Source organism: Paenibacillus sp. 1A_MP2 (genome assembly GCF_052244825.1).
In the GTDB taxonomy this organism is placed as follows: Bacteria; Bacillota; Bacilli; order Paenibacillales; family Paenibacillaceae; genus Paenibacillus; species Paenibacillus vandeheii.
In genome coordinates, this window is sequence record NZ_JBQQCS010000001.1 from 5191262 (window position 1) to 5211441 (window position 20180).

Genomic DNA, 20180 nt, shown 5'->3' on the forward strand with positions numbered 1-20180 from the left:
AACGGAACTAACTTCCATTCCCATCTGTCTATGCGGAATTTGCTTGTATTTTCACATAATGATCCGAAACTATAAGAACACAAAAAGCGGCAAGTCCCTGGCATATGGCGGGGACTTGCCGCTTGGCATTGCAGTAACTTACAGAATTGAAGGAGCTCCCTGCAGTCGCAATGGTACAAAAAAGTCATGCTCCACTTCGCTTGCTGGCAATGGACGGCTGAAATAATATCCCTGAATCTCACGGCAATCATTTTGCATCAGAATATCCAACTGTCCCTTCGTCTCGATCCCTTCCGCAATCACTTCCATCTTCAGATTCTGAGCCATCGATATAATCGTGGCCACAATGGCCTGGTCACTTCGGCTCTCCGTAATATCCGTTACGAATGAACGATCAATCTTCAGTTTGTGAATTGGGAAATGTTTCAAATAACTCAGTGAGCTATATCCTGTCCCAAAATCATCCAGGCTGATTTTGACCCCAAGCGCTGTAAGTTCATTCAGAATACCTGTAGACACGGACGCATCCATCATCATGCTCTCTGTAATTTCCAATTCAAGATAACGGGCATCAAGCCCTGTCTCCGTGAGGGCATTTTTGACCTGCTCCACCAGGTTGGATTGATGAAACTGCTGACTAGACAAGTTAACGGATACCGGAATGAGAGGTCCGCCACTCGCATGCCAAAGCTTCATCTGTCTGCAAGCTTCACGCAGTGTCCAGTTTCCAATCTCATAGATCAAGCCTGTCTCCTCTGCCAGTGGAATGAACACATTCGGGGCCAGAACGCCCTTCTCCGGATGATTCCAGCGAATTAAAGCCTCTACGCCGATCATGCGGCTGTCTTCTGTACGAATCTGGGGTTGGTAATACAGGACCAGCTCATCCCGCTCCAGTGCTTTGCGCAGATACCCTTCCAGTTCAATTCGTTCATACAGCTCCGAATCCAGTTGGGCAGTGTAAAACTGAAAACCGTTTTTGCCGTTTTTCTTGACTTCATACATAGCGGAGTCGGCATGCTTCAATAACGCATCCGCTCCTGTTCCATGGTATGGATACATCGCGATCCCGATGCTTGCTGTAACGTAAAAGTCATTTTCCTTCAATCGATAAGGCAGCTGAATCGCTCGAACAATTCGTTCTGCCAACTCCGCCACCCGTTCCTCCGTTCCCTGCTCATTCGTAACAACGAGTGTGAATTCATCGCCTCCCATACGAGCAAGCATGACATTCTCCATCGCTTTTGGGTCTGAATCCTGGATTGCACGCATAATTCTGCCGCTCACTTCTCTAAGAAACACATCTCCAATGGAATGTCCCAGGGAGTCATTAATCATTTTGAAACGGTCGATGTCCATCACCATAACTGCAAATGAGTCTCCTGTTGCCTCAGAAGTTGCAATCGTGCTCTCCAACACCTCATCCAGCTTGCGACGGTTTGGGAGCCCGGTCAACGGATCATGCAGAGCCTGATGGCGGATGCTTTCCTGAGCCTGTTTCTCCTCGGTAACATCTTTGATCAGAATGTGGCTTCCCTGATGTTTACCATCAATCAGTACAGGTACTACAGCAATACTTAGGTCAAGGAGATTCCCCTGAACGTTCTTCATTTTCCCCATGAAATGCTGCTGCTCACGGCTATCATCATCCCACACCACATGCTGCATTTCACTTGTCCAATGAATATCAACGTGCTGAGCAATCTCATTAATAGAACGATGAATGATCTCTCTCTCCTGGTACCCTGTAATTCGTGTGACTGCAACATTAATCCCTTTGATTGCCCCATGCGTATCCACTGAAATAATAGCGTCTGAATGGTTTTCGTACAGAGCCTGATACCACTGTTCATTTTCGAGAATCCGGCGATCCTTCTGAGATAAACGCTGATTAATAAAGATACCGAACAAGGTCAGCCCCAAGGCAATAAAAGTACCCGCTGCAATGAGGTATGCGAGAAGTGAAGGCTCAATCTGCATACCCGATCCTGCCATTGCGTCATGTGCATGATGAAATTGCGCGGCTGACATCCCCGTATAATGCATTCCCGAGATGCCCAACCCCATAATGAGTCCGCTGCCCACCTTGTAAACCCAAGTATAACGTGACTGATGCTGCCGAAAGAAAAACATGAGCCATAAGGCAGCAAATGAAGCTAAAGCTGCGATCAGGATGGATAACACCACCCTGCTTGGATCATACATAATTGGAACCGACATGGCAGCCATTCCGACATAATGCATGCTGCCAATACCTGCGGTCATGAGCAATCCTGCGATCAGGAGCTTGCTTATTTTACCTGATTGCTGACCCGCAATATTTAACGCTACACCAGATGCAACGATGGCAAGCAGAACGGATAGAAAGACCTCGCCTGTGGAATACGACACATGCATGGGAAGAACAAAAGCGAGCATGCCCACAAAATGCATGGACCAGATTCCCAAACCCATGGAGAATGCCCCGCAGGTAAGCCAGACATTTCGGGACATACCTTTAGCCAGACTTACCCGACCCGCAAGGTCAAGCGCTGCATAAGAAGCCAACGCTGCAATAATGTAAGATAAAATAACCAGTTCTAAGTTGTACGTTCCATGTAGGTGATCCACTCACTCTGTCCTTTCAACCGGGAAATGCCTTGTATGTATGCAAAATGTAAAAAAGAAGCGAGTGCGCTGTCTGGATGACAGGCACTCCCTCCACATCATTTGTCTCGTGACCACCGACTTGTTGTAAAGCCAAAGTCATACATCTCAAACCCGTTAATATTGTTGTATTTAGTCTAAACGTCCTAGCCTTGAAAATCAACACTTTTTTCCAGATAAAATGAATGTTTAAAATCCTCAAATTCCCATTCACCATGCGCCTTGGAGGCGTTTATTCCCCCCTTTCCACCCTTTCCTCGCCTACCTTATTCACCTTGGACCCGTTCCGCCTTCTTGCGAACTTCGTCGGTCATCGTCTGCTCGTAGCCCTTCACATCAAGCTTGTTGAATTCCTTCACATATTCATCCCAGACCTTGTTAAAGTCAGCTGGACTGGAGAGGACCAGTTTGGGCACATATTTCTTTTGCAACTCCGTGCGTTTCTGCCCATAGATATGGGCTGGTGAGCCTTGATCAAAAGCAATGCTCCAAGCCGGGTACCATGGACGTTCTTCCGGCGCAGCGAACAGCTGGGAGAACGTCGCCACATCATACTTTTCCAGAATGAGCTTATCTCCATCCGTATAGGAGAACTGGGCAACTTCGGGTTGTCGTTCTACACCGACAGAATTACCGTCAGACAGAGTCGAACCATTACCGTAACGCGGCCAGCTGTACTCAAAATATTTGAATCCGAACGATTCGCGAAACTCATCTGAATCAGTTTTCCGAATCATTTCTGGTGAGCGCCTAAACCGCCCCTTGTCATCCACTTCGTAGGTCTGTCCTTCGATCCCCCAATTGGACAGAATCTGATTCGCATCCGTTAACAGGTTATCGAAAAATTGGATAATACGGACTGGATCTTCCGCGCTTACGGTTATACCAATCCCACGGTTATTTACAAAGCTTGGCGGATCAGTATACTGATCCTTGGTATTTGCGTCGTATACAATAGGCAGTGCCATATAACGCAAATCGTCGTTGCCCGTTTCCTTCAAATGGTTCATTTCCTGCCCTACCTGCCAGGCATAATCAAAGAATCCAAGCACTTTTCCACTGGTCACTTTCGCAAGATACTGGTCATAGTTGTCGACAAAGGAGGACTTATCGAACAGTCCCAATGAATTCATTTCATTGAGCTTCTGCATCCAGCGTTTGGTCTCTTCGGTCAGCCCATAGTCCCTGGCTTCCTGTGTCTGCATATCCACCATGATGGCTCCATCATTCGGATAGCCTGCAAGATGCATGGCCGGGTTGGTAATTGTAAAAAATTTATCATCATACGTCAGTGACAGAAATCCAGTTAATCCTTCATTTTTGTGCTTGTCAGCGTATTGTTTAATCAGATCCATATATTCATCCAGCGTAGTGATCTTTGGATATCCAGCCTCCTTCAATACACGACGCTGTACCCAGAAGGCTCCTTGATCCACATTCGGATTAGGCAGATAGTCTCCAACCACTGCGCTCATAGGCAAAAAATAAATGCTGCCGTCTTCTGCTTTCATCAGATTATAGTACGGCTCGTACACCCGCTTTATATTAGGGCCATACTGATCGATCAGATCGTTGAGTGGAATAAATGCACCCGCATCCACGATTTTGTCAATAGCCCCATCCGGTACCATCACATCCGGGTACTTGTTGCTCGCAATCATCGTCCCGATTTTGGTATCAATATCCCCAACAAGGTATTCAATTTTGAAATTAACTCCGGTTTGTTCCTCCAGCTTTTTGCCGATTGTAGTTTCGTTTGTGTTGATGTCCTTGCCGGAACCTGCTTTAAAATACGTGAAAGTGACTTTCTCTGTGCTTTCTTTACCGTCTCCCCCTGCTCCCGCTTCCGATTTAATCTCACTTCCTCCCCAGGAACACGCCGTCACCATGGTTAAAACTAATACTGCCGGCAGCCAGCGCTTCAGCATGTGGTTAACCAATAAGTACGCACCCTCTTTCTCCCCACACTAATGTAAGCACTTTTATTATAAGGTTGAAGACAAGCTTTGTTTACCGGATAAACTATAGTTTTTTGCCTTAGAATGTTTGATGCTTTGCCGGGTTTTGTTATTCTTCAAGCGGTAAACCCATTTCCACACGCGTACCTTCCCTGGGAGCGCTATCGATTTGAATATGGAATCGGCTCTCGTAGACCAGCTTCAGACGATAAATGACATTCTGTACACCTACGCGATCACCCATTGAGTCTTCCGTTTCCACGTAAGAGAGCAGCTGCTTTCTTTTGTCCTCTGTCATACCTGCCCCGGAATCCTCCACCACACAGATCAGTTCTGTACCTATTCGCCGAATACGAAGTCGAATCTCTCCACCTTCCTTCAGTGGTTCGATACCATGAATGCTGGCATTTTCAACAAAAGGCAGCAATGTCATCTTGGGAATGGAACATTCCGCAGCCTCTGGGTCCAGATCAATCGTATAATTCAGCTTGTGACCAAAACGATATTGCTGGATTTCAAGAAAGCAGGTTACATACTCCAACTCTTCCCGTATGCTGACTTTATCCTGGTTCCAGGTTAGGGCATTTCGAAAAATTTTAGCCATATGATAAATAATCCGTGCCGTCTCATCCTCATCTTTCATAAGACTGCGCATGCGGATGGTCTCCAGCGCGTTGAACAAAAAGTGTGGATTAATCTGACTCTGCAATGCATTTAATTGGGCATGCCGCCGCTGTAACTCCAAATTTTTATGTTGAATATCTGCCACGTAGACGTCGTTAATCAAACGATGGATTGTCATTGTCATCCGATTGAATTCGGCTGTCAGCTGCCCAATCTCGTCCGTCGATTCCGGCTGTCTGATCGGTTCAAATCGCTGATGCTTCACTTTTTCCATGTGTTTCAATATTCGTGCCAGCCTCACGTGGATTGTGCGTGTCATCCAGATAATGATCCAGGTCGGCAGAATCAGATTAATACAGGCCAGTACAACGACGAGGTGACTGGATTTGCCCAATTCCTTGTAAATCTCAGATTCATCGAACACCCCGTTGATTTTCCAACCCTCCATTTCACCGGACAAAGAATAGGCTATTTCAAACTCTTTCTTAGTTAGTTGATCCATGACATCGCTATAATTCACGAGTTGACTCGTCCATGGGATACCAGAATCCGTCGAGTAATCTATTTGTCCAGCCGGATTAATCAGATAGAGGTTGCCCTGTACGTTAAGGTTGGTGAAAATCTGGCGAATCGTCGACGGCTTCAGATCCAGTCGTACGAACTTTTCCTTCCATCCGGGCAGAGCTTCATAATAATTAAGTTTGCGTAAAATACTGAACGTCTGCCGATTCCCTTCAGGACCGGATCTCATCAGAATGGGTGCGGAGTGTTCACTGTTTGCCAGCATCCTGTATGGCTCGGACTGTCGAACCTCTTCGGTCAGAAACTCAACTCCCCCGGAAGGCAGTACACTTTCGTTATCCACATATATCGTCAATCCTTGGAGCGAGCGGTAGCCAGAGTAATAGGTATTCAGGATTTTGCGAAGATAGGAATCGTAGGCTTCGATATATTGAACCGGATTGGTGTAAACCACATCCAGCATCTTATTTAATATACTGTCCGTATAAAAGCTTGAGGAAAAATCGGCCGCATTGCGAATTTCCCCATAAATTGACTTCGAATCTGTTCCATTCCTTTGGAGAGGTCAGCCATTCGCTGGGATTTTACGTTCGCTATAGTCACCTGATAGAAAATAACATTAGTCAGGATAACGGGAACGAGTACAAAGAAGAGATATAAGATGAGCATTTTATCGCGTAAGCGGATATTATTAAAAAAGTTGAGCTTCAAAACGTCATCTCCTACCCTTCTTCCAGGATGCGATTTCGATATTCCGTAGGAGAACATGATTCCGTTTTCTCAAATTGAGTCGCGAAATAGTCACTGCTTCCGAACCCAACCCTCTCGGCGATTTCATATACTCGCATATCCGTCTGACGCAGCAGCTTCTTGGCTTCCTCCATCCGAAGCTGAAGCAGGAAGTCGTTGAAATACACCCCATACACCTTGCGGAAGCGTTGCCCCAAATAGACCGGATTCATGTAAAATTCGGAGGCAATACTTCTCAAACTGATATTGCTGCTGTAGTTGGCTTCAATATAATTTTTGATTTTTGTCATGGCACCTCTGTGATTATACTGACGCTGTTCCGCCAGCTTCCGCGCTGAATCCAGCATGAACACCGTCAACAGCTGCCTGGCCTCAGCCAATGTTCCCCGCTCCGCTTGCCATGCCAGAATTGGTTTGAACGAAGGTATCTCTTTCACATTCGCTTCAGCCGATTTCAGAATCGATAGTACAGCCGAGATCAGTTGGTGGATCGCCGAAGTCACTGCAACAGGAGCGTAATTAGCCGCTCTCATGCCGGTGAACCATTCACTCACTGCATGCTCCAACGCCTGAACACGTTGTTCCTCCATAAGTGTCAGGAGCTCCTGTTCCTTTTCATGATTGGTATGCACCCACTGTACAGGCTCATGTTGCATGTCATCATACAGGACGATCCCGCTATTCTCTGAAATAAATTTATAGGAAACCGCCTTCAGTGCAGTCTGATAGGCATGTCCAATGAGTAAAGGTTCATAACAAACCTTCCCGATATATATGCTTACAAATTCGTGGTTCATTTCGGCGAAGCAAGATTGCATTTGCCCAGCAACCGCTTGAAGATTCATTGAATAGGGACGTAGATGTTCCGCAGTTAACAGAAATCCTACACGTTCACCGTGCTCTTTTACATGCAAATACAAGCTATTTTCATACATCTTCCCAAGAACAGACTGCACAATCCGAACAAAATTCTCTCCCTTCCCGCCTCCTGGCCCCTCCTCTTGAACCGTATCCGAAGCCCGGAAATGTGGCGTGTTATTCTCAAACAGCAGATATGCCAGGGCGTCGCCAGCCCGTGTATCCGTCAGTTCAGTCCACTGTTTAACCGTTTCCGCATCCGATTCGCCATAGATAAACTGATTAAGTAATCTGGCATATTCCTGCTCACGTCTGGTTTGTTCAGCATGTTTGCGTCGATTCAACTCCTCCGCCAGCTTGCGTAAAGTGCCTTCCAGTTCAATCTCATCAATTGGCTTCAAAATATAATCCTGTACCCCGTACCTTACGGCCTGCTGGGCGTAAGCAAAATCATTATATCCGCTCACGATGATAAAATAGGGCAGTTTGCCCTTGGTTAGAACCTGCTCATCACGCTCAACCGTGCGCCGGATTAGTTCCAGTCCATCCGTCTCCGGCATGCGTATGTCCGTAATGACAACATCGGGTTGCAGCTGTTCGATCTTGATCCAAGCTTCATCCCCATCATTCGCCTCTCCAGCCACTTCGAACCCGCATGCTTCCCAGCGAATCAGTTTTCGAAGTCCTTTGCGTGCGTATACTTCGTCATCAACCAGCAGTACCCGATGCATGCCCATCACCCTTCCCATTGAATGACAATTGGAGTGTTCTTCTATTCATCAGCAAAAAAAAGAAAGCGATTACATTAATTTTTGTATTATTCTGCCTTTTATTGTTAAGGTCTGTGTTGCAAAAAGTCAACAGCTTTTCCTGCCAGCTATGCACAACAAGCTTCTGATATCCGTTATTTCTTAGTATGAAATAGGATACCAAAAAAGCACAGCCCATAGGCTGTGCTGGTTTCAGGACTTTTACCCGTTCACAGGTGCAGTCGTTTGACGGATCACCAGATTGGATGGCTCCGTAATGACTGGTGGAGTATATGCAGGATTCTCAATCATGGCGATCAGATATTCAATTGATTTGATCCCAATGGAATGAATGTTTTGATTGATCGTGGTTAACCCCGGTTTGAACACTTCCGCATAATAAGTGTTATCAAAACCGACAACCGATACATCCTCCGGCACCCGTAAACCATGCTTCTCAATTTCGTGAATTGCACCAAAAGCAGACATGTCTGAAGCACACACAATTCCCGTAGGCTGGTCCTTCAATGCAAGCAATCGGCGAGCTGCCTTACTGCCACCATCGAAAGAATAGTCACAGACCTCCAGATACACCGTTGAATATGGAATACCGCAGACACGCAATCCTTCCCGATATCCATCCAGTCGAAGGTTGGCTACGGCAGGTCCGAGTGTACCTGAAATATAAGCAATTTTCTGGTGACCCAGTTCATGCAAATGCTTCACACTCATGGCAATGGCATTTGCATTATCCGTCGTTATGTATCCTGCCCGCTTGCCAAACAAGTCGGTATCAATAAACATCGTCGGAATCTCCGCTGTGACCAATTCCTGAATACTCTTATTGTCTCTTCCTTCCCCGAAAACAACAACGCCATCCACATTTCGGCTGCGGCAATGTTTGATAAACGAGTACGTCGGATCATCAAAACGTGTAGATAACCGAACAAGATCGTATCCGCTGTTTTCAAGCGCTGTTTTGATGCCTTCAAGCAACTCTGATACAAACGGATTGGTAAAAGGGACCGTCAATAATACACCTACCGTCCAAGAACGGCGTTTTACAAGTCCACGTGCAACCACATTCGGTTGATATTTCAATAGTTCGATGGCTATATTGACTTTTTTGCGAGTTTTGTCACTTACATCGGGATAATCGTTCAGCACTTTGGAAACGGTTGCAACAGATACGCCCGCCTCTTTGGCCACATCATGGATAGAAGCCACCTGATCACCTCAACCTCTTTCGAATCCCCTGTCTCCGGCTGCATTCACTATAACATCGGCAGGTTTGTCTACCCATTATAGCTTAAAACAGCCAGAAACGGTATCACAGCTTCCATCCAGTGTTACCGGCTATTCTTGATGATCCAATTTCCTTAGATCAAGTGCCAATTTCTCCATAGTGGTAGCAAAAACCGCAAGCTCTTCTGAACGGGATGCCTGACGCCTTGCCCCTGAAGCAGTGTGCTTCGACTCTTGTTGAACACTGCTCAGCTTTTTCATGATCTGTGCCAGGTTCGACTGGATTTGTCCTTGAGCCTCACGGGAACTAGCCGCAAGTTTGCGAACTTCGCTGGCAACCACCTCGAATCCCCGTCCAAATTCTCCTGCATGCGCAGCTTCAATGGCAGCATTCAAGCCCACGAGATGACTCTGATCCGAGATTTCGCGAATAAGCTCACCCATTTTACCAATCTGATGAATTTCTTTAGTTAGCTCTCCCAGTAGCCCGTTGGCCTGATCCTGGGAGGCTGCTGTTTCCCTGGCGACATCCGAGATGGCCTGAGCATTTTCGTTTAATTCACTGATCATACCCGTCAGCTGCTGGGTAATCTGTGTAATCGCCAGCAAAGTGTGCTGCTGATCATCAGCCAGTTGATTTAACTTTTCCTTCTCCTTCTTCTCGTAAGCCTCCAATACAAGTTGTGAATCAAGATTGAACATTTTACTTAGTGCCTGAATGACCAAATGCCAGCTCTCAGGGATAACTTGCTGGAATATGCTTGTTGCAATATCGAGGTAAACCATATACGTGCCCAGATAATAATCTTCGGACAAACCAATGCGGGAATGGACTAATCCGATTGCAATTCGCTGTTCAATATATGCATCATCAACCACACCATCGGTCATCGATAACCAGTATTGCTTTTGTGTTTCTTTCAACCGATCAATGGAAGAGAAGCGGGCAATCAGATCGACCAAATTCGGATAATTACCCACATGATTGTAGAAGTGGTCCACCACTTCATCAACGACTTTCACAAACGCGGGTCGATGATCAGCAAGCAATTGCAGATCTTCGGCGGTCAATCCAATATAATCAAGTTGTTGTTGTCTTGATATAGCAATATTCATAACTAGTTCTGTCAGCTCCTTAATAACCACAAAAAATAATAAATTGTAAATATCTGTATCGATTATAGACTAAACGACCTAATTTTACATATACCCTAAGAACTATTTGTCATGAAATTGACCTTCTTTGTCAGTTTATTAGCCTCCAATTGTGCGTTTCCGCATATAAAAAGACCCCTGACCCTGCTGTGAAGGAGCCTCACAACAGACATCAGGAGCCTGATTCGGAATGGTTGTTGCAGATTAGCGATTCAACAGACTGCCCACATAACGGAGCAATTCATTGGCACTGGCTGCGGTGTAGCCATGTTCTTCAATCAACCGTTTAATCACTTCATTCATTCGTTTGAGTTGCGTTGCATCTGGTGTCTTGGTTGAAGTTGTGATCTTAACAATGTCCTTCAGGTCAGTGAACAGTTTCTTCTCAATCGCTTCACGCAGACGATCATGACTGCTGTATTCGAACTTCCGTTCCTTGCGGGAATAAGCCGAGATGCGGATCAATATCTCTTCCCTGAATGCCTTTTTGGCATTTTCGGAAATACCGATCTGCTCCTCAATCGAACGCATTAAGCGCTCATCCGGGTCCATCTCCTCATCCGTCAGTGGATCACGAATTTTAGACCAGTTGCAGAATGCCTCGATATTATCGAGGTAATTTTCGAACAGCGTTCTGGCCGACTCTTCAAACGAGTAGACAAATGCTTTCTGCACTTCTTTCTTCGCCAATTCATCATATTCTTTACGTGCCAGAGCAATAAAGTTCAGATAACGCTCACGTTCATCTTTTGTAATTGAAGCATGCTGATCCAGACCATCCTTGATTGCCCGTAGTATATCCAGCGCGTTAATGCACTGAAGATTTTGTTTAATCAAAGCACTGGATATCCGGTTGATGACATAACGCGGATCAATGCCCGACATGCCTTCATCCAAATATTCATTTTGCATCTCACGCAGATCAGCTTCTTTGTACCCTTCGACTTCCTCGCCGTCATACATCCGCATTTTTTTGACCAGATCCATGCCTTGTTTCTTCGTTTCCTTCAGGCGGGTAAGTATGGAAAAAATGGCTGCAGTCCGCAGGGCATGCGGTGCAATATGGACATGCTTCATGTCACTTTGCTGAATGAGCTTGCTGTATATCTTCTCTTCCTCGGAGACCTTCAGATTGTAGGGAATCGGCATGACGATCATCCGGGATTGCAAAGCTTCATTCTTTTTGTTGGAAATAAACGACTTGTACTCGGATTCATTCGTATGCGCCACAATCATTTCATCCGCACTGATCAAGGCAAATCGGCCTGCTTTGAAGTTACCCTCCTGTGTCAGGGATAACAGGTTCCACAGAAACTTCTCATCACATTTAAGCATCTCCTGAAATTCCATCAACCCACGGTTGGCCTTATTCAATTCTCCGTCAAAACGATAGGCACGCGGATCGGACTCGGAGCCGAATTCAGTAATGGTTGAAAAGTCGATACTTCCGGTCAGATCGGCAATATCCTGTGATTTGGGATCAGACGGACTGAATGTTCCGATTCCCACCCGGTTATCCTCGGAAATGATGACCCGTTCCACTCGCACCTTGCTGATATCACCGCCATATTCGGTCCGAAGACGCATCTGGCAAGATGGGCAGAGATTACCCTCAATACGGACACCGATCTCCTTCTCCACTTCGGGACGAAGCTCCAGCGGAATCAGATGCAGGGGCTCTTCATGCATCGGGCATCCGTCAATGGCGTATACGGCGCCCTTTTCTGTCCGGGAAAATTGTTCAAGGCCACGTTTAAGCAGCGTTACCAGCGTTGACTTCCCTCCGCTGACCGGACCCATTAACAGCAGAATCCGTTTGCGTACATCCAGACGGCGTGCTGCCGAGTGAAAATATTCTTCCACCAGTTTTTCAATGGACCGATCCAGTCCAAAAATCTCCTGTTCAAAAAACTTGTATCGTTTGTGCCCCCCCACTTCTTCCACGCCAAACGATTCAATCATCTGGTACACTCGAGCGTGAGCCGTCATTGCCGGAGTCGGGTCCTCTCTCAGCAGTGCAATATAATCTTCAAATGTCCCGTTCCATGATAAACGGTCACTTTCTGCCCGATGTTCCGCAACGCGTTCAAAAATATTCATGCTTGGTACCTCCCATGGCTCCTTTAGTGTGATTGTCAACCATTCCGAATGGTATGAAGAAATCAATAGAATTTATGCTTCTGCTTGAATACCAATCTTGCGGTCCGGATAAGTCCCGCCACCTTCTGTCCAAACATCAGTTATTGTTGTGAAAAGTGTATTACATACCTATGCGGCAAATCGGATAAGTTGACCTCTTTTTTCAATTTGCGACTCTGAATTTGAGGCTTTCCCTGTTCTATCAGACATCTTGTGCACTCAGAAAAAAAAGCATGGATATGATATAATGAAGGTTCTAAATTCACAAAACGGGACAATACATGGCCAGAGAAGAGCCACTTCAGGAAAGGAGCAGAAACGATGGCGGTAAAGTACGAAACGGAGTTATATTCACCTGTAAAGGTTTTTTTCGAACGACGCGGCTACGACGTGAAGGCTGAAGTCAAACATTGTGACCTGGTTGGAGTCAGATCGGATCAGAATGAGCCACTCATTGTGGAGATGAAAAAAACATTCAATCTGTCCCTTTTGCTGCAGGGAATGCAGCGCCTGAAGCTCAGCCCCTTCGTGTATCTGGCTGTTGAGCGGAACCGCAGCAAGCGTGGCGCCGTGAACCAGCGCTGGGAGAATTGTCTGCACTGTGCAGACAACTTGGACTGGGGCTTCTAACTGTCACGTTTTACAAAACCAAATCCCCACTGATTGATGTGCTGTGCGAACCTGCTGCCCAAGTTCATGATCTGGTTGGCAGCACCGGTGTCCGTAAGGGTGGTATCCGACGGCAACGACTGCTGAAGGAATTCGACGAGCGCAGTGGTGACTACAACACGGGAGGAAGCACACGCAGACAGCTGGTCACCGCATACAGGGAAAAGGCATTACGTGTGGCTTCTGCTCTTCGTGCCCAGGGAGAAGCCTCCCCGGCCTCTCTCGCCAAACAGACAAGCGTGGGTTCCGCTGCGGCCATACTGCAAAAAAATTATTATGGCTGGTTCGAGCGGCTATCCCGTGGACGATATGTGCTGACGATTAAGGGTGTTCAAGCCCTGACCGAGCATGCTCACATGCTTGAGGATAATGATATGATTGAGCGGAGTATAAATGAACTAGAAACGGATTTTTCTCTGGTTCAACATAACGATAGTGAGCTGGAGCATATTGCGGAAGTAGTGGAGCCCTACCTGATCCACCATAATAGGAATGTCTGAGGAAATGTAGCTTCCTTCAAATGAAGATGCAAAAAAAAGCCTGTCATCTCCGCGGAGATAACAGGCTTTCTCGTGTTTCTATATATAATTGCAATTAGAAGCTTGCTGCTACTTCAGAAGCCAATTTCAAACCTGCTGCCACGATGTCCTGGGAACGATCAGGTGAAGCATTGTGACCTTCAACGATAACCAGTTCAGGGTTTTGGATACCCCAGAAGTTCAGTACGTTGGTTACATATTTTACGGACATTTCAGCGGATGCCATAGGCTCTACGGAGTAAACTCCGCCACGCGCGTTCAGCAATGCCACTTTTTTGTCGCCTACCAGACCTACAGGGCCTTCAGCAGTGTATTTGAACATTTTACCAGCTTGGCTCAGGTAGGAAATGTAGTTCACCAGTGGTGCTGGAACAGTGAAGTTCCACAGCGGGAACGCAAATACCACTTTGTCTGCTGCCAAAAATTGATCTTGCAATTGTGCAGCCAGTGCAGCCGCTTTTTGCTCTTCTGGTGTTGCTTCGATACCGTTAGCTGCTTTGTAGCCACCAGTAATTACAGTGTTGCCGTAGTATGGAAGATCTGTATTGTAGAGATCCAGTTCGGTAACTGTGTCACCTGGGTGGGATTCTTTGTATGCGCTCAGAAATGCATCGTACAATTGTACGCTGACTGCTTGATCTGCAGGACGGTCGTTTGCTTTGACAAATAAAATGTTGGACATGTTCGTTCCCCCGTTAGTTAAAATATATGAGTGCTTCTCCAGAACTTGCAATGAATGCAGCTTATATAAAGAAAACAACAACTCATTAATACATATTATATATAAAAATGTTAGTGGATGCAATAACGTAATTACTTTGGGGGTAACACATTTGCTTCCAAATTCACTGCCTGGAACTTCTGCTGGCTCAGGTCCCAGGCGCGAATTTGACCATACATTCTATCTTTTCCTATATCCGGTTTAGCTCCGGGCTGTAAACTCTGTGATGGACTCACTAATTAGATTCATGCCAAGCAGCAATTCATCCCGGCCGGGATGGCTGAAGTTCAGTCGGATGTACCGATGATCCTGCTCACCAGTGGAGCACAGAGAGCCTGGAAGAAAGGATACCCCTTTTAACAGAGCAGCTTTGAGCAGAGCTCCGCTGTCCAATCCATCCGGCAACTTAACCCACAGATACATCCCCCTTCAGGAATGCTGTACTGGCTCCCCTTCCAGCCCGGACGCTTCAATAATTCGAGCATAAGTTTGAGTCTGGTCTTGTATTCCCGGTTCAGCATGGACAGATGATCGCTCCATTTAAAAGGAGAATGAGCAAGCAGTTGATACAATAACCGCTGATTCATTGGGCTGGACTGTCCATCTGCTATTCGCTTCACAGAAGCCATAGCCTGGATCAGAGCCGGATGTCCGGCAGCCCAACCTGTACGCAGGGCGGGTGCTACGGTTTTGCTAAACGAACCAATATAGAGAACATGTCCACCCTGATCCGCTGTATCCAGCGCAAAGAGGGAAGGATACTTCCGGTAGAAGTCTCCCGGCTCCAATCCATCGAAGTGAAGTTCGCCATAGGAATCATCCTCCACAAGCAGTACGCCATAGCGTGAGCACAGATCAAGCACAGCCTCACGCCGTTCCATGCTCCACAGCACGCCGGTTGGATTGGAAAAACTGGGTGCAGCAAAAAGCAGCTTCGGTCTCACCTGCTGCATGTGATGCTCCAAAAGGTCAGGCAAAATGCCATCCCCATCACCTGTGACGGGTACAATTTTGGCACCCTGCATCTCCAGAACCTCGAGACACCCCGGAGAGGTAGGATGCTCAACCAGTACGGAATCTCCAGGTTCAAGTAATAAACGCATCACAAGATCGATGGCCTGCTGAGTACCTGTGGTCAATAGAATCTGCTCTGGTACTGTCCGGATGCCCTTACGTGCATTCCAATCGTTGTCCAGCCATTCTCTCAACGGTCTGTACCCTGCCGGCTCACCATACTGCAACGCGGAGGGTCCGGAACTAAATACAGACACCGCTGCTTCTTCCAGCAGTTTGAATGGAAACAGCTCCTCTGCAGGCAGTTCTTCTGCCAAAGAAATGAAATACTCCCGGCCAGACATCTCACGAATGTCCCTTAGCGGTGATGTCAAAAGCCTGTTTGTACGGGAGGCGAAGAAATATTCCATCGGTCCGTTCCCCTTTCATCCCTAAATCCGAACTGTGCTCGCAGTCCGTAGCCCCTACAACCTATTCCTGTTGGACACTGAATATGACCAAACCGGGCACTTGACGAGTCATCGTACATAGAGATTCATGGAACCATGCTCATCAGGATACGGTTTTGGTCTGCCTCGCATATAAAGCGTAACGTTCAATCGCCTGTGCCCTGCTACTTACATCCAGCTTCACGTATATTTTACGCAGGTAATTATCAATCGAACGTCTGCTAACATTAATCTCACTGGCTATTTTATCATAGGTTACGCCCTGAACAATTCTTTCCATAATAAAAGTTTCGGTTTCTGTTAATTCAACAATAAGTTCTTCGGCCGGAGTCTCGACGGGCTGGGCCCACTCCGCACTGGCCAACCAGGATAATGGAATGGATACACATCCCTCACGCAGCCCGGAAATCAGATGAATCAGCTGGCTAGGGGAAGCCTGTTTGGATAGCATACCACTAGCACCAAGACTGATCAGATGACGAAATAATTTTACATTATCCTCGTCCGTTAGAATGATGATGTGACTATGTGCCGACAGATTTTTCATCTGGGCAATATACTGATCCGCCTGGCCCTCAGGAAGCCGATAATCCATCAAAATCAGATCGGGCTTGTGAATGTTCACCAGGTCAAGACCTTCGGACCCGGTCGAAGTCATCCCCGTACCAACAAATCCTGTTGTTCTTCCAAAATCAATTTCGTACCCAGCATGCTGGTGGGGTGGATATCTACGATGACCACCTGCCATACTTTTTTCATTGTTGTTCCCCCTGTTATGTATTGGACAAATTCCTTTTCTACCATCAGCCATGATGATGACTCTATCCTTGCGACAGTCCGTGTATAGAAGAAGTAAAAGTCGGATTATGTCGAAAAACAGAAAAACGCTTGATACAGCTGCAAGAACAGCTCTATTTCTACTGTATTTTGCTGTCGACACATCAGGACTTTTGTCTTCCCGAGCGAAGAAAGATCAAAATATAGTATAAATTTCCTGCATTTCTATCTAAAAAAGTCGAAAAACATGCCCAAAGTTCCTACTTATTGCATCTATAAGAAATTGTATCCTAGGACTTCCTTCCGATGCAATCTCTTTATCCTATTACTCAAAGAATTTCATTTTTGCGTAATCAATAGGGGCGTGATAGAATGAGGACTGGAAAAATTTTTGTACCTATAAATAACCAGGAGTGATGATATGAAACCTTCTGTCCAACCCTCTGACATCCATCACACCCGGAGCGCCAAAGGTAAGGCCGGATCTTCAGTCAAGCTGTTTCTGGTCATGTGGATTGTTCTCATTGCACTTGGAGTACTCGGAACCTACTATTATAGTAACCACCTCCAGCAACAGATGATTCATCAGCTTCAGACCCATAATCAACAGCAGATTGCAGCACTCAAAGCCGACTACGAAAAGCAGCTAACAACGATATCCAAGGAAGTAGCGGACCTGCAGGGCCAGGTGCAGTCCTTTAATGAATTGCTGACTTTCACCAAGGATAATGCAAACGATAAGACCGACAACAGCAACAAATTGTATACGCAGCTGAGCGAAGTCAAAAAACAACTGGAAACACTCCAGAAAAAGATGGACCTGCTCAAATGATTACACCCGTAAAAACGGTTAATCGTTTATTTATGCTTGCACTTGCTCCTTTTGTTGGATTGATATTATGCATGCTGCTGTTTCGACCTCCGCTTGAACCCGGAGACTTCATCGGTTCCGGTCTGACTGAAGAGACCGTTACACCCCGGACCCAGGCGATTAGCCAGGAGCTTGCAGGGGCAAAAGAAGCTGCTGTTCAGACTTCTTCTTCTATTAAAAGAACAACGCATTTGTACAATCAGACGACGAGTACGATGTCTGCGATAGTACAGAAGGCAACAGTTCAAGCCGCTCGCCCGGAAACGATCTATAATCAGCGAATCTCCTCCAAGCTGGGCGTCCCGTTTGAACGGATTGACAGTGATCGGCTTACGATTGAACTGTATAGGGTCAACCCAGGTCCCTATAAGGGCTATGCGATGAAAATTAAGCTCAAAGATCCCACGGCCATGAAGATGGCTCTGGACAGCGAGCCTGGGCGTTCTGAGACAACAATGCAGGCGGTTAAGCGCCATGGTGCCATTGCCGGCATTAATGCAGGCGGATTCGCCGACAGCGGCGGCAAACGCTACCCGCTGAGCACAACCGTTATGGACGGCAAGTATGTGAATGGTTTTCAAGCCAGCTTTAAGGATCTGTTTTTTGTAGGTCTCAATGATACAGGTAAGCTGGTTGGCGGTAAATTTTTCGACAAAAGTTCCCTGGATCGCCTACAACCGCAATTCGGAGCCACATTTGTACCCGTGCTCTTGCAGAATGGACAAAAGATTGCCATTCCGGCCAAATGGAAAGTATCACCCAAGCGGGCTCCACGCACCGTAATCGGAAACTACAAGGACGATCAATTGTTGATTATTGTGGTTGATGGTTACAACGAAGGAGGCAGCTCAGGAGCTACTCTGGAAGAGCTGCAAGGACGGATGTACAAGCTTGGCATCGTGGATGCCTATAATCTGGATGGCGGCGGATCGTCCTCTCTCATCGTGAATAACCGGGTTGTGAATAATCCTTCGGATGGGAGCCTCAGACCGGTACCTACTCACTTTTTATTTTACAAATGATGGTGTGAAGCATTCCTTTTCTTCCTATAATGGTTATAATAGAAGTAAATGAATTGTGCAGGAGGTGCCAAGTGTATGTCATTTTCGCTGACATTTTGGATTATTGCTATCGTATTGACGCTCTTCATTACAGGCATTCTCACTTCATCCTACAACAATGACAAGACCAAGGGCCTTTAAGGGCCAAGCCTCTCCTCGTGAGAGGTTTTTTAATTGGAATCAACCCCAAGTTAAATAAAAACAATAATTTAAAAAAACAATCCAAACAAGAGACAAGGCTTAAAAGAATATGCAATTCTTCTAAGCCTTGTCTCTTGCTGCACAGTCGACGTTTAACACTTCATCCATGGAATGAAGAAGGGGCAGCGTCGTCAATAGCTAACCGCCTTTTCACTCCGGGTGTGTCCATCCTGATCGGACTGAACCTGACTGTTTACCGATCCACCCTCCACCAGTGTCACGTAGATGCGCTCATGATCGACAGGCTCTCCGGCAATAATCTTAATTAATTGTTCAGCGGCCAGTGCGCCCCATTTTCGTTTGGAATAATCAATCGTGACCAGTCTTGGCTGCACATATTTGCTAAGTTCAATATTATCAAATCCGATAATATCAATATCCTGACCAATGTTTAACTCACTGTCAGCGAGCCGATCACACATCCCAATGGCCATCTCGTCATTGAGACAAAACACTCCAACCGGTTGAGTGTACTCCTGAATGATACGTTCAGCTGCACGTTCTCCGCCACTCTTCTCGAAATCTCCGGTGATCTCAATCCATTCCACATTCGCTTCCCGCTCCGATACCTGACTCACAGCCTTCAACCGCTGAGCCGAGTCAAATGAACCTTCCGGACCTGTCACGACATAGATCTTCGTATGCCCCTGTTCAATCAAATGCTCCATCGCAAGGGTCGCTCCTGCCTTGTTATCCAGCAAAACCTGATTAATGTTCGGGTGATCCAGCTCCCGGTCAAGAACGACAATCTTGTGCCCTCTGTCTGCATATTGCAACAGTTCCTTGCTCGCAAATGTATGATCCAGAATGACAGCACCGTCAATCATCCGCTCTGGAAGCATTCGATGAGATTGTTTGCCGCTGCACACAATCAGGTCGTAACCTTGCGCGTTACATACAGACTTCATACCACTGAGCAAGTCTCCATATACATCCCCGCTAAAATCCGTCAGAAATACGCCCAAAATTTTGGATTCTCTCTTCTTCAATGTTCTCGCAGCAGCATTGGGAACATAGTTCAGCTCTTTGGCGATAGCCAAAATTTTGGAACGGGTCTCATCTGTCACTTTGTTGCTGCCATTTAGAGCATATGACACGGTAGAGATCGAAACTCCGCCTGTTTGGCGATATCCTTGATACTGACCACATTCTTCGCTCCCCTGTTATGTTCATCAGGCCCTCCGAAATCGGAGGACCTGACATATTAAATATTTTATAATCGTTAAAATGGA

11 protein-coding genes and 4 pseudogenes are annotated in these 20180 nt (G+C 46.4%); 3 read left to right on the forward strand and 12 right to left on the reverse strand.

The features are described 5' to 3' along the window. Positions 1-138 precede the first annotated feature (138 nt). From ACTWJ7_RS25290 to ACTWJ7_RS25325, 8 genes are all read right to left on the reverse strand, one after another. On the reverse strand, positions 139-2610 hold the full coding sequence (locus tag ACTWJ7_RS25290) for a bifunctional diguanylate cyclase/phosphodiesterase (RefSeq protein ID WP_301879510.1): 2472 nt from the start codon (positions 2608-2610) through the stop codon (positions 139-141). Positions 2611-2912: 302 nt separating this feature from the next. Then, positions 2913-4574: an ABC transporter substrate-binding protein gene (locus tag ACTWJ7_RS25295; protein ID WP_301879560.1), complete on the reverse strand. Its 1662-nt coding sequence runs from the start codon at positions 4572-4574 to the stop codon at positions 2913-2915. Positions 4575-4713: 139 nt separating this feature from the next. Next, the gene (locus ACTWJ7_RS25300) at positions 4714-6204 is read right to left on the reverse strand and encodes a sensor histidine kinase (protein ID WP_443145971.1); all 1491 of its coding nucleotides are present in this window, start codon (positions 6202-6204) and stop codon (positions 4714-4716) included. 14 nt (positions 6205-6218) lie between these two features. Continuing rightward, positions 6219-6461, reverse strand: coding sequence for a hypothetical protein (locus ACTWJ7_RS25305; protein WP_443145972.1), 243 nt, complete (start codon positions 6459-6461; stop codon positions 6219-6221). An 11-nt stretch (positions 6462-6472) separates the two neighbouring features. Then, positions 6473-8089: a response regulator gene (locus ACTWJ7_RS25310; protein WP_301879511.1), complete on the reverse strand. Its 1617-nt coding sequence runs from the start codon at positions 8087-8089 to the stop codon at positions 6473-6475. A gap of 240 nt (positions 8090-8329) precedes the next feature. Continuing rightward, entirely contained in the window at positions 8330-9334 is a 1005-nt protein-coding gene (locus ACTWJ7_RS25315; RefSeq protein WP_024629063.1) for a LacI family DNA-binding transcriptional regulator, read from the reverse strand. Positions 9335-9463: 129 nt separating this feature from the next. Continuing rightward, complete coding sequence (locus ACTWJ7_RS25320) at positions 9464-10468, reverse strand: globin-coupled sensor protein (protein ID WP_301879512.1); 1005 nt, start codon at positions 10466-10468, stop codon at positions 9464-9466. A 243-nt stretch (positions 10469-10711) separates the two neighbouring features. Then, positions 10712-12607, reverse strand: coding sequence for a PrkA family serine protein kinase (locus tag ACTWJ7_RS25325; RefSeq protein WP_024629061.1), 1896 nt, complete (start codon positions 12605-12607; stop codon positions 10712-10714). 360 nt (positions 12608-12967) lie between these two features. On the opposite strand from ACTWJ7_RS25325, the pseudogene ACTWJ7_RS25330 reads away from it, so the two are divergent. Next, positions 12968-13815 (forward strand): annotated as a pseudogene (locus tag ACTWJ7_RS25330) (DUF2161 domain-containing phosphodiesterase). A 94-nt stretch (positions 13816-13909) separates the two neighbouring features. On the opposite strand, the gene ACTWJ7_RS25335 reads toward ACTWJ7_RS25330, so the two are convergent. From ACTWJ7_RS25335 to ACTWJ7_RS25345, 3 genes and pseudogenes are all read right to left on the reverse strand, one after another. After that, positions 13910-14536 (reverse strand): FMN-dependent NADH-azoreductase, encoded by a 627-nt coding sequence (locus ACTWJ7_RS25335; protein WP_024629059.1) that lies wholly within the window; start codon positions 14534-14536, stop codon positions 13910-13912. 240 nt (positions 14537-14776) lie between these two features. Then, positions 14777-15999: pseudogene (locus ACTWJ7_RS25340) on the reverse strand (aminotransferase-like domain-containing protein). 142 nt (positions 16000-16141) lie between these two features. Continuing rightward, positions 16142-16797 (reverse strand): annotated as a pseudogene (locus ACTWJ7_RS25345) (response regulator transcription factor). Between the two features lie 439 nt (positions 16798-17236). On the opposite strand from ACTWJ7_RS25345, the gene ACTWJ7_RS25350 reads away from it, so the two are divergent. Next, positions 17237-17647: a hypothetical protein gene (locus ACTWJ7_RS25350; RefSeq protein WP_301879516.1), complete on the forward strand. Its 411-nt coding sequence runs from the start codon at positions 17237-17239 to the stop codon at positions 17645-17647. Continuing rightward, positions 17644-18708: a phosphodiester glycosidase family protein gene (locus ACTWJ7_RS25355; RefSeq protein ID WP_301879517.1), complete on the forward strand. Its 1065-nt coding sequence runs from the start codon at positions 17644-17646 to the stop codon at positions 18706-18708. The genes ACTWJ7_RS25350 and ACTWJ7_RS25355 overlap by 4 nt, the downstream gene beginning before the upstream one ends. Positions 18709-19079: 371 nt before the next feature. Here ACTWJ7_RS25355 and ACTWJ7_RS25360 read toward each other — a convergent pair. After that, a pseudogene (locus ACTWJ7_RS25360) lies at positions 19080-20095 on the reverse strand (LacI family DNA-binding transcriptional regulator). Positions 20096-20180 lie beyond the last annotated feature (85 nt).

Excerpts from the sequence above, each read along its gene's own strand:
- ACTWJ7_RS25355 (WP_301879517.1), top strand. The coding sequence starts at position 17,644 with ATGATTACACCCGTAAAAACGGTTAATCGTTTATTTATGCTTGCACTT.
- ACTWJ7_RS25310 (WP_301879511.1), bottom strand. The coding sequence starts at position 8,089 with ATGCATCGGGTACTGCTGGTTGATGACGAAGTATACGCACGCAAAGGA.
- ACTWJ7_RS25335 (WP_024629059.1), bottom strand. The coding sequence starts at position 14,536 with ATGTCCAACATTTTATTTGTCAAAGCAAACGACCGTCCTGCAGATCAA.
- ACTWJ7_RS25295 (WP_301879560.1), bottom strand. The coding sequence starts at position 4,574 with ATGCTGAAGCGCTGGCTGCCGGCAGTATTAGTTTTAACCATGGTGACG.
- ACTWJ7_RS25350 (WP_301879516.1), top strand. The coding sequence starts at position 17,237 with ATGAAACCTTCTGTCCAACCCTCTGACATCCATCACACCCGGAGCGCC.
- ACTWJ7_RS25320 (WP_301879512.1), bottom strand. The coding sequence starts at position 10,468 with ATGAATATTGCTATATCAAGACAACAACAACTTGATTATATTGGATTG.
- ACTWJ7_RS25325 (WP_024629061.1), bottom strand. The coding sequence starts at position 12,607 with ATGAATATTTTTGAACGCGTTGCGGAACATCGGGCAGAAAGTGACCGT.